The organism is Phenylobacterium sp., assembly GCF_035475775.1.
Classification (GTDB): domain Bacteria; phylum Pseudomonadota; class Alphaproteobacteria; order Caulobacterales; family Caulobacteraceae; genus Phenylobacterium.
This window is the reverse complement of the sequence record NZ_DATIMC010000078.1, coordinates 26,333-39,688: the sequence shown is the minus strand read 5'-3', so window position 1 is coordinate 39,688 and position 13,356 is coordinate 26,333. Positions and strand designations below refer to the sequence as shown.

14 protein-coding genes, 1 other RNA gene and 1 pseudogene are annotated in these 13,356 nt (G+C 70.8%); 7 read left to right on the top strand and 9 right to left on the bottom strand.

What is annotated here, in order from left to right; translation table 11 throughout:
* From VLI41_RS10205 to tkt, 3 genes are all read right to left on the bottom strand, one after another.
* Positions 1 to 212, bottom strand: a 212-nt coding sequence (locus tag VLI41_RS10205; protein WP_325267965.1) for a hypothetical protein, incomplete at its 3' end; no start/stop codon positions are given.
* A gap of 2 nt (positions 213 to 214) precedes the next feature.
* Positions 215 to 1,411 (bottom strand): formate-dependent phosphoribosylglycinamide formyltransferase, encoded by a 1,197-nt coding sequence (gene purT, locus VLI41_RS10200; RefSeq protein WP_325267964.1) that lies wholly within the window; start codon positions 1,409 to 1,411, stop codon positions 215 to 217.
* 4 nt (positions 1,412 to 1,415) lie between these two features.
* Positions 1,416 to 3,386, bottom strand: a complete 1,971-nt coding sequence (gene tkt / locus VLI41_RS10195; RefSeq protein ID WP_325267963.1) for a transketolase — start codon at positions 3,384 to 3,386, stop codon at positions 1,416 to 1,418.
* A 140-nt stretch (positions 3,387 to 3,526) separates the two neighbouring features.
* Here tkt and VLI41_RS10190 point away from each other — a divergent pair, with 140 nt between their 5' ends.
* The 5 genes from VLI41_RS10190 (at position 3,527) to VLI41_RS10170 (ending at position 5,812) form a co-directional block, all read left to right on the top strand.
* Positions 3,527 to 3,805: a DUF4164 family protein gene (locus VLI41_RS10190; protein ID WP_325267962.1), complete on the top strand. Its 279-nt coding sequence runs from the start codon at positions 3,527 to 3,529 to the stop codon at positions 3,803 to 3,805.
* Position 3,806: 1 nt separating this feature from the next.
* The gene (locus VLI41_RS10185) at positions 3,807 to 4,133 is read left to right on the top strand and encodes a cell division protein ZapA (protein WP_325267961.1); all 327 of its coding nucleotides are present in this window, start codon (positions 3,807 to 3,809) and stop codon (positions 4,131 to 4,133) included.
* Positions 4,134 to 4,209: 76 nt separating this feature from the next.
* Positions 4,210 to 4,370, top strand: a non-coding RNA gene (ssrS, locus tag VLI41_RS10180) — 6S RNA.
* 24 nt (positions 4,371 to 4,394) lie between these two features.
* Entirely contained in the window at positions 4,395 to 4,973 is a 579-nt protein-coding gene (locus VLI41_RS10175) for a 5-formyltetrahydrofolate cyclo-ligase (protein ID WP_325267968.1), read from the top strand.
* On the top strand, positions 4,973 to 5,812 hold the full coding sequence (locus tag VLI41_RS10170; RefSeq protein WP_325267960.1) for a TIGR00282 family metallophosphoesterase: 840 nt from the start codon (positions 4,973 to 4,975) through the stop codon (positions 5,810 to 5,812). Before VLI41_RS10175 ends, VLI41_RS10170 begins: the two co-directional genes overlap by 1 nt.
* A 2-nt stretch (positions 5,813 to 5,814) precedes the next feature.
* Here the strand turns inward: VLI41_RS10170 and VLI41_RS10165 are convergent, their stop codons facing one another.
* Complete coding sequence (locus VLI41_RS10165) at positions 5,815 to 6,432, bottom strand: hypothetical protein (RefSeq protein WP_325267959.1); 618 nt, start codon at positions 6,430 to 6,432, stop codon at positions 5,815 to 5,817.
* A 157-nt stretch (positions 6,433 to 6,589) separates the two neighbouring features.
* Here VLI41_RS10165 and VLI41_RS10160 point away from each other — a divergent pair, with 157 nt between their 5' ends.
* On the top strand, positions 6,590 to 6,946 hold the full coding sequence (locus VLI41_RS10160) for a phage holin family protein (protein ID WP_325267958.1): 357 nt from the start codon (positions 6,590 to 6,592) through the stop codon (positions 6,944 to 6,946).
* On the opposite strand, the gene VLI41_RS10155 is transcribed toward VLI41_RS10160, so the two are convergent.
* The 4 genes and pseudogenes from VLI41_RS10155 to groES all read right to left on the bottom strand — a co-directional run bounded on the left by VLI41_RS10155 (position 6,943) and on the right by groES (position 10,741).
* Positions 6,943 to 8,154, bottom strand: a complete 1,212-nt coding sequence (locus tag VLI41_RS10155; RefSeq protein WP_325267957.1) for a CaiB/BaiF CoA-transferase family protein — start codon at positions 8,152 to 8,154, stop codon at positions 6,943 to 6,945. The two genes, VLI41_RS10160 and VLI41_RS10155, sit on opposite strands and share 4 nt — an antisense overlap.
* Positions 8,155 to 8,302: 148 nt before the next feature.
* Positions 8,303 to 8,650, bottom strand: a pseudogene (locus VLI41_RS10150) (endonuclease domain-containing protein); the annotation flags it as partial.
* A gap of 87 nt (positions 8,651 to 8,737) precedes the next feature.
* Positions 8,738 to 10,387, bottom strand: coding sequence for a chaperonin GroEL (gene groL / locus VLI41_RS10145; RefSeq protein ID WP_325267956.1), 1,650 nt, complete (start codon positions 10,385 to 10,387; stop codon positions 8,738 to 8,740).
* A gap of 42 nt (positions 10,388 to 10,429) precedes the next feature.
* Entirely contained in the window at positions 10,430 to 10,741 is a 312-nt protein-coding gene (groES, locus tag VLI41_RS10140; RefSeq protein ID WP_325267955.1) for a co-chaperone GroES, read from the bottom strand.
* A 238-nt stretch (positions 10,742 to 10,979) separates the two neighbouring features.
* On the opposite strand from groES, the gene VLI41_RS10135 reads away from it, so the two are divergent.
* Positions 10,980 to 12,203 carry a cyclopropane-fatty-acyl-phospholipid synthase family protein gene (locus VLI41_RS10135; RefSeq protein ID WP_325267954.1) on the top strand — a complete coding sequence of 408 codons (1,224 nt, stop codon included), beginning with the start codon at positions 10,980 to 10,982 and terminating at the stop codon, positions 12,201 to 12,203.
* A gap of 29 nt (positions 12,204 to 12,232) precedes the next feature.
* On the opposite strand, the gene VLI41_RS10130 is transcribed toward VLI41_RS10135, so the two are convergent.
* Entirely contained in the window at positions 12,233 to 13,330 is a 1,098-nt protein-coding gene (locus tag VLI41_RS10130) for an aromatic ring-hydroxylating dioxygenase subunit alpha (protein WP_325267953.1), read from the bottom strand.
* Positions 13,331 to 13,356 lie beyond the last annotated feature (26 nt).

Sequence of the window (13,356 nt, the reverse complement as noted above, 5' to 3'; positions counted from 1 at the left end):
AGCACGAAGCCGGCGCGCGCGCCATCCGCCAGGATCCACAGCGGCTCGCGCCCGGGCTCGGTCCAATAGAGGTCGAAATAGGGCTGATCGAGCGGATCGCCGTGGCGCCGCTCGGGATCGGCCAGATCGGCGTGGGCGATCAGGTAGGGATCGAACATCGCCCGCAACTCGGGCTTCTGCGCGAGCGGCACGGGCGCGAGGGCGACGCGCACGGTCATCCCCTGACCGGGCGCACCTTGGCCGCGGCCTCCGCGGCGCGGCGGCGGGCTTCATCGGCGTCGCCGGCGCGGGCCAGGGCGACGCCCATGCGCCGACGCAGATAGCTTTCCGGCTTGCCGAACAGGCGCAGGTCCGCGCCGGGCACGGACAGCGCCTCGCCCACCCCCTCGAAGGCGATGCCCCGCGCGTCCAGGCCGCCGTAGATGACCGCGCTCGCGCCGGGTTCGCGCAGGGCGACGTCCACCGGCAGGCCGAGGATGGCCCGGGCGTGCAGGCAGAATTCGCTCTGGTATTGGCTCGCCAGCGTGACGAGGCCCGTATCGTGCGGCCTGGGCGAGACCTCGGAGAACCACACCTCGTCGCCCCTCACGAACAGCTCGACGCCGAAGATCCCCAGCCCGCCCAGCGCATCGGTGACCGCCTTGGCGATCGCGCGCGAACGGGCGAGGGCGGGCTCGCTCATCGGCTGCGGTTGCCAGCTCTCGACGTAGTCGCCCTTCACCTGCCGGTGGCCGATCGGGGCGCAGAAGCTGGTCGCCGTCTCGCCGCCCACCAGGTGACGCACGGTGAGTTGGGTGATCTCGAAGTCGAACTCCACCCGCGCCTCGACGATGACCCGCGGCTGCTCCACGCGTCCGCCCTCCAGGGCGTAGCGCCAGGCCTCGGCGATCCCGTCGGGGGCCTCGACATAGGACTGGCCCTTGCCAGAGGAGCTCATCACCGGCTTCACGAAGCAGGGGAAGCCGGTGATCTCGCGGGCCGCCTCGGCCAGCTCGGCCTCGGACGAGGCGAAGGCGTAGGCGCTGGTCGGCAGTTCGAGGTCCTCCGCCGCCAGCCGGCGGATGCCTTCGCGGTTCATGGTGAGCTGGGCGGCGCGCGCGGTCGGAATGACGGTCGCCAGACCCTCGGCTTCGATCTTCAGGAGCTCGTCCGTGGCGATGGCCTCGATCTCGGGCACCACGAGGTGGGGCCGCTCGGCCTCGATTACGGCCCTGAGGGCCTGCGGATCGGTCATCGCGATCACGTGGGCGCGGTGGGCGACCTGCATGCCGGGCGCATCGGCATAGCGGTCGACAGCGATCACCTCGCAGCCCAGCCGCTGCAGCTCGATCGCCACCTCCTTGCCGAGCTCGCCGGCCCCCAGCAGCATGACCTTGACCGCGGTAGGCGACAGAGGCGTGCCGAGGCGCATCGGCCTACAGCTGCGCCTTGGCCGCCTCGGCCACCGCTTCGGCGGTGATTCCGAAGTGCGGGAAAAGCACCTTGTCGGGGGCGCTCGCCCCGAAGCCCTGCATCCCGACGAAGGCGCCGTGAGCGCCGATGAAGCGGTCCCAACCCATGCGCACGCCGGCCTCGACGGCGACGCGCACCGGCGTCTCGCCGATCAGCGCGGCCCGGTAATCGGCGGGCTGGTCCTCGAACAGCTCCCAGCAGGGGGTGGAGACCACCCGCGCGCCGATCCCTTCGGCTTCCAGGAGGTCGCGCGCGCCGAGCGCGACGGCGACTTCCGATCCTGAGGCGAAGATCGTCACCTGCGCCGGATGGCCGGCGGCCGCCAGCTGGTAGGCGCCGCGCGCGCTCAGGTTTTCGCCGATCGGGCGGGTGCGCACCGCCGCGACCTTCTGGCGCGACAGGGCCAGCACCGAGGGCGCGCGCTGCGAACCGAGCGCGAGCTTCCAGCACTCCGCCGTCTCCACCGCGTCGGCGGGGCGGAACACGTTCAGGTTCGGCATGGCCCGAAGCGCCGCAAGCTGCTCGACCGGCTGATGGGTCGGGCCGTCCTCGCCCAGGCCGATGGAATCGTGGGTGCCGACATGGATCACGCGCACGCCCATCAGCGCGGCCAGCCGGATCGCCGGGCGGCTGTAGTCGGTGAACACCAGGAAGGTCCCGCCGTAGGGGATGATCCCGCCGTGCACGGCCATGCCGTTCATCGCCGCGGCCATGCCGTGCTCGCGCACGCCATAGTTGATGTAGCGGCCGGCGTAGTCCGGCGCGTCGAGCACCTGGGTGTTCTTCACGTAGGTGTTGTTGGAGCCGGTGAGGTCGGCCGAGCCGCCGATCAGCTCGGGGATTTCGCCGAAGATGCGCTCCAGCACCGCCCCCGAGTGCTGGCGGGTCGCGGCGGCGGGCCTGCTCGCCTCCGCCTCGGCGATGAAGCGGTCGAGCTCATCGAACGCATGACGCGGCAGTTCGCCGGCCATGGCGCGCTCGAATTCGCTGCGCATCGGCGAGGCGGCGAGGCTGGCCTCCCAGGCCTTGCGCGCCCTTGCGCCGCGCCGGCCCGCCGCCCGCCAGGGACGGTAGATCTCGTCCGGCAGTACGAAAGGCTCGTGCGGCCAGCCGAGGTTCCGGCGGGTGGCGGCGACCTCCTCGGCGCCCAGCGCCTTGCCGTGGACGTCGTGGGTGCCTTCGAAGGTGGGCGCGCCCTTGCCGATGGTGGTTTTGCAGGCGATCAGGCTCGGCCGGTCCTGGCGCTGCGCCCATGCGAGCGCACGGCGGATCTGGCCGCCGTCATGGCCGTCGATCGCCTTCACGGCCCAGCCGGCGGCCCTGAAGCGCGCCGCCTGGTCGGTGGCGTCGGAGAGCCCGATCGCCCCGTCGATGGTGATGCGGTTGTCGTCCCACAGCACGGTCAGTCGCGAGAGCCGCAGCCGGCCCGCCAGCGTGATCGCCTCCTGGCTGACGCCCTCCATCAGGCAGCCGTCGCCGGCCAGCACCCAGGTGCGGTGGTCGACCAGCTCGGCGCCGAAGCGGGCCGCGAGATGCCGCTCGGCGATGGCCATGCCCACGGCGGCCCCGAGCCCCTGGCCGAGCGGTCCGGTGGTGGTCTCGACGCCCGGCGTGTGGCCGTACTCCGGATGCCCGGGCGTCGCCGAGCCCAGTTGCCGGAAAGCCTTCAGCTGATCGAGCGTCATGGCCTTGAAGCCGGTCAGATGCAGCAGGCTGTAGAGCAGCATGGAGCCGTGGCCGGCGGAGAGCACGAAGCGGTCGCGGTCGGGCCAGGCGGGTTGGCCGGCGTCGTACTTCAGCGCCTTCGTCCAGAGCGCCGTCGCCACGTCCGCCATGCCCATGGGCATTCCCGGATGCCCGCAGCCGGCCCGCTCCACCGCATCCAGCGAGAGCATGCGGACGGCGTCGGCCATGGTCTTCAGAGGCGCAGGCATTTCCGGTCGGGACTCAGGATGGCGGCGGTCCCGCCCGCCTCGCACGCGCGCACGGAGCGGTCAAGGAAGCGGCCTTCGCAAGAGCCGCGACGCGTGTCTAAATCGGACCGGCCAGACCCTTTCCCGAGAGGAGCAACGGCATGAGCGGCGAGAGCGCGCTCGATCTCGCGGCGCGGCGGCTGGAGCGGGCGGTCTTCGTCCTGGAGCAGCGGCTGGCCGAGCGGCTGAAGACGGCTGGGGCGGAGGCGGGGGGCCTGTTCGACCAGGACCGCGCCAAGCTCGCCGACGAGCTGGACAAGGCGCGCGCCCGCGAGCGCGAGCTGGAGGAGGCAGGCGCCGAGGCTTCCGCGGCGCTCGGCCGGGCGATCCTCGAGATCCGCGCGGCGCTCAACGGCGGCGCGGCCGCGCAGGAGCATTGAGATGGCCCAGGTGACGGTGGAGGTGAACGGCCGGCCCTATGCGGTCGGCTGCGAGGACGGCCAGGAGGCGCATCTCCTGGAGCTCGCCCGCATCTTCGACCAGCAGGTCCGCCACGTCTCGCAGGACATGGGCCAGCTCGGCGACACGCGGCTGTTCCTGATGGGCGCTCTCCTGCTCGCCGACGAGCTGGCCGACGCCAAGGCGCGGCTCGCGGCCATCCAGGCCGAGCTCGGCCGGGCGCAGACCGACCGCTCGCGCCTCGAGACCCGCGCCGTGGCGGCCCTGGAATCCGCCGCTCAGAAGATCGAGAAGATCGCGGCCGAGTAACGCGCCTTCATGGCGGGCACGGACCGACGCGCGCCTTGAGATCGCCCCCGCGCGCCACTACCTTGGCTCTTCGGCGGGTCTGCTGCGGCTCGCGTCGAAGGCGACATATCCCAGCGACCTTAATTCTCTCTGAGGGAGCTGTCCCTGGCCGGGACCGTGGTCCCGGGCACACGGCGCCCACCTGGTGTACCAGGTCGAGGGGGTGAAACAGTCCTTCACGGTTCTCGCGGCGCCGCCACCTCTGCGTTAGGCTTGGCCCTCGTGACCCCCGCGCTGGACAAGGCGGTCCTGCGGCCGCGGATGCGCGGGCTGCGCCGGCGGCTGGCCGAAGCCGCGCCACAGGCCGCGCGGCAGGCGGCGGCGCACGCCCCGCTCGAACGTCTTTGCGCCTTCGAGGTCGTGGGCGCTTACCATCCGCACGGCTCGGAGATGGATCCGGGGCCGCTGGCCAAGCGCCTCGCCGAGGCGGGCGCGGCCCTGGCCCTGCCGCTCGCCGCGCGGCGCGACGCGGCCTTCGAGTTCCGTCTGTGGACGCCGGGCGATCCGCTCGCGCCGGACGCCTTCGGGGTGCTGTCGCCGACGGAAGCCGCGCCGGCCGTGCGGCCGCAGCTGGTGATCGCCCCGGTGCTCGCGTTCGACCGCCGGGGCGGGCGGCTGGGCCAGGGCGGCGGCCACTATGACCGCACCTTGCAGAACCTTCGCGACGCCGGCCCGGTTTTCATCCTGGGTCTTGCGTTCGCCGGCCAGGAGGTGGAGGCGATCCCCATGGAGCCGCACGACCAGCGGCTCGACGCCATCCTGACCGAGGCCGGCTATATCGCCGCCCTGGAGGAGACCTGATGCGCTTCGCCTTCTTCGGGGACGTGATCGGCCGATCGGGCCGCGAGGGCCTGGCCGAGCACCTGCCGGGCCTCAGGCGACGGCTGGGCCTGGAGTTCGTCGTCGTCAACGCCGAGAACGCCGCCGCCGGCTTCGGCATCACCGAGAACACCGCCCGCGAGCTGTTCGCCGCCGGCGCCGACTGCCTGACGCTCGGCAACCACGCCTGGGACCAGAAGGAGGCGCTGACCTATATCGTGCGCGAGCCGCGCCTGATCCGGCCGTTGAACTACCCGGCGCTGGCCCATCCGCCGGGCCGCGGCGCGCAGCTCTTCCAGACCGAGGCCGGCCGCAACGTGCTGGTGATCAGCCTGCTGGGCCGGGTGCAGATGGATGCGCTGGACGACCCGTTCTCGGCGGTGGACCGCGAGCTGGAGGCCTGCCCGCTCGGCGCCGCGGCCGATGCGGTGATCGTCGACATGCACGCCGAGGTGACATCGGAGAAGATGGCCATGGGCCACTTCTGCGACGGCCGCGCGAGCCTGGTGGTGGGCACCCACACCCATGTGCCGACCGCCGACGCCCAGGTGCTTCCGGGCGGCACCGCCTACCAGACCGACGCCGGCGCCTGCGCCGACTACGACAGCGTCATCGGCAACGACAAGGAGGAGCCGCTCAGGCGGTTCACGACGCGGATCTCCGGCGGCCGGTTCAAGCCGGCCGAGGGGCTGGCGACCGTCTGCGGGGTGTTCGTCGAGACCAGCCCGCTGACCGGCCTGGCGCGCCGCATCGAGCCTATCCGCATCGGCGGGCGTCTCGCCCAGCACGTGCCGCAGGTGCAGCACGTCGCGGCCGAGTAGGCTCAGCGCCTGGCGGGCGCCTCGCCGCGCAGCGCGCCCAGCGTCAGGCGGCCGGTCTTCAGCTTGTCGAGCGCCGCAAAGCGCCTCGTCGTCGCCTGCCGCCACTCCGCCAGGCTCACCCGGCCGTCCAGGTTGGCGTCGGCGCCTGCGACCGGCTCGGGCTCGTTGATCAGCGAATAACGCGCCGCGCCCTGCCGGCCGCGTGCGCCGCCGCCCGTGCCGCCGCGCCGCTCGCCCGCCGCCCTCCCGATCCCGGCGATGCGGTCGAACTCCAGGGCGGCGACTTCCGGCGCGATGGCCTGTTCGTAGCCCTGCATCTCGAAGCCGTCGATCACGCCGTCGCCATTGGCGTCGAGCCGCTTGAAGAAGCGCTCCGCATCGGCCTGGAATTCGGCGGCCGTGAGATTCCCGTCATGGTCGGCGTCGGCGCCGGCGAACCACGCCGCAAGCCCGTTCGCGCCGCGGAACGGCTCGCCGGAGGGGCTGACGAACAGGTTTCGCCGCTGGCGCGCCCCGCCGGAGCCGGCGCCGCCGTCATGGGCGCGGACCTCGCGCCGGGACTCCGAGGCGCAGGCGGCGAGCGCCAAGACCAGCGCCATCGCCATGATCGGCCGCCACATCGCCCCAGCCCTCCACGCCGCGTCGGCGCCAGCTTGGCGACGCGCTTGCGGCTGAAATGCGCCGCGCCGGTCACGGCGCCGCAACGGGCCTGGCGCGAAAGCTTTGCAGCGGCCGCGCGACAGGCTCTAATCGCAGCCTCGGCTCGGGAGGCACGCCATGCTCGCCAGGTTCATCGTCCGCGCGCTGTTCGCGGCGCTTGGTCTGTGGATCGCGACCAAGCTGACGCCCGGCGTGCGCGCGAACAGCCTGGAGACCCTGCTGATCGCGGCGGTGCTGCTGGGCCTGGTCAACGCCTTCATCCGGCCGATCGTGGTCCTGCTCACCCTGCCGCTCACCCTGGTGACGCTGGGCCTGTTCCTGCTGGTGGTGAACGCCGCGATGATCCTGCTGGTCTCGGCCTTCCTGAAGGGCTTCCAGGTGCACGGCTTCGCCGCCGGCGTCATCGCCGCCGTGATCACCGGCGTCACCAGCTGGATCGGCCACCTGGTCGTGCGGGAGGGGCGCAGGCTCTAGCGCTGGAGGGCCGCGCCGGCGGCGAGCATCGCCGCCACCGTCGGCTCGTCGTAGCCGAGCTCGAGCAGCACCTCGCGGGTGTGCTGGCCGAGCTTGGGCGCCGGTCCCCTGGGCGCGGTCTCAAGGCCGGGGAAGCGCACCGGCGAGGCGGGGCCCCAGAACGAGCCGCCCCAGCCGTCGGGGGTCTCCACGAAAATTCCCGCCTCGTGCGCCTGCGGGTTCATCTCCAGGTCGTGCAGGCTGTCCATGGGCGCAAACGCGATGTCGGCTTCGTTCAGCAAGGCCGAGGCCTGCTCCAGGGTCATGGCCCCGAACGCCGCATCCAGCACGCCGCGGACCGTGCGCACGTGCTCGATGTCGGAATAGGGCGGACGATAGCGGGGATCCTCCAGCATCTCGGCCTTGCCGATTGCGCGCATCACGTTCGGATAGTCGTTGGGGCTCTTCACCACGACGACGAACCAGCGGTCGTCGGCGGTGTGGAAGAAGCCGGAGAAGGCGACCATCCGGTCGCGCTTGGGCTGGGCGGTGGTCACGTCGCCGTAGCGCAGCAGCAGCGACAGATCCCAGCCGACGGCATAGGCGCCGACCCGCATCAGGGCCGTCTCGACCCGCCGCCCCTGGCCCGTGCGCGTGCGCTCGTGCAGCGCCGCCAGGACGCCGGACAGCGTCGCCAGCGCCGTGAAGTGGTCGCCGAATCCCGGCCGGCTGGGGAACGGCTCCTGGTCGGGCGGGATCATGGAGCGCGCCGCGCCGCTGCGGGCCCAGAAGGCGGTGATGTCGAAGGCCGCCGCATCGGCCATCTCGCCGGTCAGGCCGTAGCCGGTCACGTTGGCGTAGATCAGCTGCGGGCAGGCGCCCCTGACGCTGTCGTAGTCGAGGCCGGCGCGCGTCAGCGAGCCCGGCCGGACGTTGGTGATGAAGACGTCGGCCTGTTTCATCAGCGCCAGCATGGCCGCGCGGCCCTCGGGCTTGGCCGTGTCCAGCACGATGCCGCGCTTGCCGCGGTTTTCCATGGTGAAGACCGGGTTGCCGGGGCTCTCGGCGGTGTCCGGGAAGAAGGCGCGGGTGGCGTCCCCGGCGGCGGATTCCACCTTGATCACGCTCGCGCCCCAGTCGGCCATCAGCGCCGCGCAGCCCGGCCCCGCCACCCAGGTCGACCACTCCACGACCTTCAGGTCCGACAGCAGCATGCGCGCGTCCTTCATTTTCCGCCTCTGCCGCGCGGCGCGCGGGAGAGGGCACGGTGAGGTCGGCTCGTACAGCGGGTTCCTTCAGGATGCCAGACCGAGGGCCGGAGCGCCGCTTCTCCCGCGCGCCGCGCGGGAGAAGCGAGACTTCGGCGCACGCTCGCAAGAGGGTGAGGCACACTCCGTTGCAGTTCGTCAGCACGTCCCGATTCCAGAAACGGAGCACCCGCAAGCCTTGCGCTTGCAGGAAAAGGGTCCGGCGCTCGTCGTAGGCGCGTTGCTCGGAATGCTGTCCGCCATCCAGTTCGACGACGAGACTTGCTTCAACACACAGGAAGTCGGCGATGTAGGGCCCGATCGGCGCTTGGCGTCGCCACTTCCAACCGCCGAGCCGCCCGTCGCGTACCGCTTGCCAAAGGCGCGTTTCGGCATTCGTGTCCGCCTTCCGGAGCTGGCGAGCTCGCCACGTCAGGAGACGCTGTCGGTGGTTTCGGATGACACCATTCGAGAACAATACGCGAACGAAATCACCGATCAACCACGCAAAGAAAAAGGGCGGAGCCGAAGCTCCGCCCTTCGCACTGAGTTGGATGTCCGGACCTTAGAAGTCCATGTCGCCCATGCCGCCGCCCATGCCGCCGCCGGGCATGCCGCCGCCACCGGCGTTCTTCTTCGGCGCCTCGACGATCGCGGCTTCCGTCGTGATCATCAGGCCGGCCACCGAAGCCGCGTCCTGCAGGGCGGTGCGGACCACCTTGGCCGGATCGATGACGCCGGCCTGAACCAGGTCGACGTACTGCTCCGTCTGGGCGTCGAAGCCGAAGGTCGGAGAGGCGTTCTCCAGCACCTTGCCGACCACGATCGAGCCTTCCACGCCGGCGTTCTCGGCGATCTGGCGGATCGGGGCCTGCAGCGCGCGGCGCACGATGGCGACGCCGGCTTCCTGGTCGTCGTTGTCGCCCTTGAAGCCGTCGAGCACCTTCGAGGCCTTCAGGAGGGCGACGCCGCCGCCCGGCACGATGCCTTCTTCCACGGCCGCGCGGGTCGCGTTGAGGGCGTCGTCGACGCGGTCCTTCTTCTCCTTCACCTCGACTTCCGTCGAGCCGCCGACGCGGACCACCGCGACGCCGCCGGCGAGTTTCGCCAGCCGCTCCTGCAGCTTCTCCTTGTCGTAGTCGGAGGTGGTGTCCTCGATCTGCTTCTTGATCTGGGCGATGCGGCCTTCGATGCCGGCCTTGTCGCCCGAGCCGTCGACGATGGTGGTGTCGTCCTTGTTGATGGTCACCTTCTTGGCCTTGCCCAGCATGTCGAGGGTGACGTTCTCGAGCTTGATGCCGAGGTCTTCGCTGATCAGCTGGCCGCCGGTCAGGATGGCGATGTCCTCGAGCATCGCCTTGCGGCGATCGCCGAAGCCCGGCGCCTTGACCGCCGCGACCCGCAGGCCGCCGCGAAGCTTGTTGACCACCAGGGTGGCCAGCGCCTCGCCTTCGACGTCCTCGGCGATGATCAGCAGCGGACGGCCGGACTGCACCACGGCCTCGAGCACCGGCAGCAGCGGCTGCAGCGAGGAGAGCTTCTTCTCGAACAGCAGGATCAGCGGCTCTTCGAGATCGGCCTCCATCTTCTCGGCGTTGGTGATGAAGTAGGGCGACAGGTAGCCGCGGTCGAACTGCATGCCCTCGACCACGTCGAGCTCGGTCTCGGCGGTCTTGGCTTCCTCGACGGTGATCACGCCCTCGTTGCCGACCTTCTCCATGGCCTTGGCGATCATGTCGCCGACCTCGGTGTCGCCGTTGGCGGAGATCGCGCCGACCTGCTGGATCTCGGCGTTGGTGGTCACTTTCTTGGAGGAGTTCTTGATCTCCTCGACGACCTTGGCGACCGCCTTGTCGACGCCGCGCTTCAGGTCCATCGGGTTCATGCCGGCGGCCACCGACTTCAGGCCCTCGGCGACGATCGCCTGGGCGAGCACGGTCGCGGTGGTGGTGCCGTCGCCGGCCTTGTCGTTGGTCTTCGAGGCGACCTCGCGGATCAGCTGGGCGCCGAGGTTTTCGAACTTGTCGGTGAGCTCGATCTCCTTGGCGACGGTGACGCCGTCCTTGGTCGAGCGCGGGGCGCCGAACGACTTCTCGATGACCACGTTGCGGCCCTTCGGGCCCAGGGTCACCTTGACCGCGTTGGCGAGCGTGTTGACGCCGCGCAGCATGCGATCGCGCGCGTCGGAGGCGAAATAGACGTCTTTGGCAGCCATTGCTGTCTCTCTTTCCTAGATGATGGGGATGCGGGACGGGGCTCAGGCGGCCTTGGCGGCCCGCTCGGGATCGAGCACGCCCAGGATGTCGCTTTCCTTCATGATCAGCAGGTCTTCGCCGTCCAGCTTGACCTCGGTGCCCGACCACTTGCCGAACAGGATGCGGTCGCCGGACTTGACGTCGAGCGGCTGGATCTTGCCGCTCTCGTCGCGTGCGCCGGGGCCGACGGCGATCACTTCGCCTTCCTGCGGCTTCTCCTTCGCCGTGTCCGGGATGATGATCCCGCCCCGGGTCTTCTCTTCTTCCTCGACGCGCCGGACGAGGACGCGATCTCCCAGAGGACGAAACGCCATGATGCTCTTTCTCCGTTCGAGACGGTTGGATTCAAGGTGACGCCGCGCTGAGGCCCGCACTGTTAGCAGTCGAGGTCCACGAGTGCCAGCGTCGTTCGGGAAGTAAGAAAAGGCGGCGGAAGAGTCAAGGCGGCCGCGGCGCGCGGCGGGAACCCTCGAGCGAAGACCGCGTTTGCAAGGAACCTTGGCCGCGCGAACGCCGTTCCCTAACCTAGGTTGGGGAACGTAGGGGTGCGACATGGCCTTTCAAGCCTATCTGCAGAAGGTTATCCGCGAAGGCGACCTCACGGTGCGCCTGCCCGGCGGACGGGAGTTCACGCTCGGCGACGGCTCGGGACCGCCAGTGGCGGTGCGGATCGTGACGCCCAGGTGGCTGGCGCGGATCGCCGCCAATCCGTCGATGGGCCTCGGCGAGGCCTACATGGAGGGCGGCCTCGTCCTGGAGTCGGGCGCGATCCACGACCTCGCTGACCTGATCGGGCGCAACGCCAAGCACCGGCCCTTGAGGCGGGCGAGCGCGCTCTGGCGGTGGTGGCTCGATCGCCGGCTGATGGCCAACGCGCGGCGCGCCGCGCGGCGCAACGTCGCCCACCACTACGACCTCTCGGTCGACCTCTACCGCCGCTTCCTCGATCCCGACATGCAGTACTCCTGCGCCTACTTCCCGCATCCCGGGGCGAGCCTGGAGGAAGCGCAGGCGGCCAAGAAGCGGCACTTGGCGGCCAAGCTGCTCCTGCAGCCTGGGCAGAAGGTGCTCGACATCGGCTGCGGCTGGGGCGGTCTGGCGCTGAGCCTGGCGCGCGCCGCGCAGGTGGAGGTGGACGGGATCACCTTGTCGACCGAGCAGCTCGCCACCGCCAAGGCGCGCGCCGAGGCCGCGGGCCTGGCGGGCCGCGCCCGCTTCTCGCTCACCGATTACCGCGACGTCCGGGGCCGCTACGACCGCATCGTCTCGGTCGGCATGTTCGAGCACGTCGGCCGGCCCAACTACCAGGTCTATTTCGACCAGATGGCGAAGCTGCTGAAGGACGACGGCGTGGCGGTGCTGCACTCCATCGGCCGCGCCGACGGGCCGGCCTTCACCCAGCCCTGGATCGCCCGGTACATCTTCCCGGGCGGCTACATCCCCTCGCTGTCGGAGGTGCTGCCCTGCGTCGAGCGGGCCGGCCTGATGGTCACCGACATCGAGATCCTCAGGCTGCACTACGCCGAAACCCTGAAGGCCTGGCGCGAACGCTTCGCCGCCCATCGGGCGGAGATCGCCGCGCTCTACGACGAGCGGTTCTGCCGGATGTGGGAGTTCTATCTCGCGCTCAGCGAGATCGCGTTCCGCTACCGCGGCCACTTCGTCTTCCAGATGCAGCTCGCCAAGAAGGTCGACGCGGCGCCGATCACCCGCGACTACATCGCCGAAGCGGAGGCCGAGATCTCGGCGGCGCGGGCCATGCGCCAGGTGGCCTGAAACCGTCGCCCTGCCGGGCGCGCCGCGCCTCAGCTCCGCCAGCGCAGGGTCGCCGGTTCCGCCGGATTGACCAGGGCGCGCCGCTCGCGGCGGCTCGCCGTCCATTCGCGTTTCAGCTGCTGGTACCACTTGGCCTGGCGGTCGGCGTCGTCGACCCACATCAGCGGCGGGTCGTACTTCAGGCCCTGGTTCTGCAGGTGCACCATCTCGCCGTCCTGGCGCAGGAAGGCGCGCGCGCCGGCGGCGATGAACGGCTTCAGGAACAGGAAGGCCGGGTGGTCGGACCAGACGATCTGGGTGATCCGCGTCCGCTTCTCGTCGATCGGGGTCAGACAGGTCAGCGACAGAACCTGGCGCCTGCCCACCGTCACGTGCTCCCATCGCAGGCCCGGCAGCCGGAAGGTGATCTCGGTCAGCGGCTCGCCGCCCAGGATGGCGTAGGCGCGGGAGTTCCTCGACGGCTCGTGGCGCACCATGGCGAAGCCCGCCTCGCGCGGCTCGAAGCGCTTGGCCTTCTCGTGCTGGCTCGCCTTCGAGCGCCACCACCACTGCTGGTGCACGTAGGGGCCGTGGGCGGGGTCCATCAGCCCGACCACGGCGTGGTCGATATGGGCGTCGAACTCCATGCGGTCGACAAGCTTCGGACCGCCGCCGACCACGCCGGGGAACGCCGGCGGCGGCTGGTCCGGCTCGCCTTCGCCGCGCGCATCACCGGCCACCCAGACGAACACCAGCCCCTGGCTCTCGGCGACCGGATAGCGGCGCACCCGGATGCGGTCGATCTCGAACGCCTGGTCCTCGACCAGCGAGGGGATCGCCGCGCAGGCGCCGTCGGCGGCGAACCGCCAGCCGTGGTAGGGGCACTCCACCGTCTCCGCACCCGAGGCCTCGCGGTGGAAGCGGCCGGCCGACAGCGGCGCGGCGCGGTGCGGGCAGATGTCCCGAAGCGCAAATAGCCGGCCCGCTTTCGAACGGCCGAGCAGCACCGGCTGGCCGAGCATCTCGTAGCGGGCGAGACGACCGGGCCTGAGGTCCGACGCCAGCGCGGCGAAGTACCAGATGTCGGTCAGGAACCCCTGGCCGAACCGGGTCTCGCTGCGCGCGCTCTTGGCCTCGCCGTCTGGCATGACTCCCCTGTAGCCTTCCGCTCGCC

What these genes read in the sequence shown, in the direction of transcription:
- purT (WP_325267964.1), bottom strand. Translation starts at nt 1,411, where the DNA reads ATGCGCCTCGGCACGCCTCTGTCGCCTACCGCGGTCAAGGTCATGCTG.
- tkt (WP_325267963.1), bottom strand. Translation starts at nt 3,386, where the DNA reads ATGCCTGCGCCTCTGAAGACCATGGCCGACGCCGTCCGCATGCTCTCG.
- VLI41_RS10190 (WP_325267962.1), top strand. Translation starts at nt 3,527, where the DNA reads ATGAGCGGCGAGAGCGCGCTCGATCTCGCGGCGCGGCGGCTGGAGCGG.
- VLI41_RS10185 (WP_325267961.1), top strand. Translation starts at nt 3,807, where the DNA reads ATGGCCCAGGTGACGGTGGAGGTGAACGGCCGGCCCTATGCGGTCGGC.
- VLI41_RS10170 (WP_325267960.1), top strand. Translation starts at nt 4,973, where the DNA reads ATGCGCTTCGCCTTCTTCGGGGACGTGATCGGCCGATCGGGCCGCGAG.
- VLI41_RS10165 (WP_325267959.1), bottom strand. Translation starts at nt 6,432, where the DNA reads ATGTGGCGGCCGATCATGGCGATGGCGCTGGTCTTGGCGCTCGCCGCC.
- VLI41_RS10160 (WP_325267958.1), top strand. Translation starts at nt 6,590, where the DNA reads ATGCTCGCCAGGTTCATCGTCCGCGCGCTGTTCGCGGCGCTTGGTCTG.
- VLI41_RS10155 (WP_325267957.1), bottom strand. Translation starts at nt 8,154, where the DNA reads ATGAAGGACGCGCGCATGCTGCTGTCGGACCTGAAGGTCGTGGAGTGG.
- groL (WP_325267956.1), bottom strand. Translation starts at nt 10,387, where the DNA reads ATGGCTGCCAAAGACGTCTATTTCGCCTCCGACGCGCGCGATCGCATG.
- groES (WP_325267955.1), bottom strand. Translation starts at nt 10,741, where the DNA reads ATGGCGTTTCGTCCTCTGGGAGATCGCGTCCTCGTCCGGCGCGTCGAG.
- VLI41_RS10135 (WP_325267954.1), top strand. Translation starts at nt 10,980, where the DNA reads ATGGCCTTTCAAGCCTATCTGCAGAAGGTTATCCGCGAAGGCGACCTC.
- VLI41_RS10130 (WP_325267953.1), bottom strand. Translation starts at nt 13,330, where the DNA reads ATGCCAGACGGCGAGGCCAAGAGCGCGCGCAGCGAGACCCGGTTCGGC.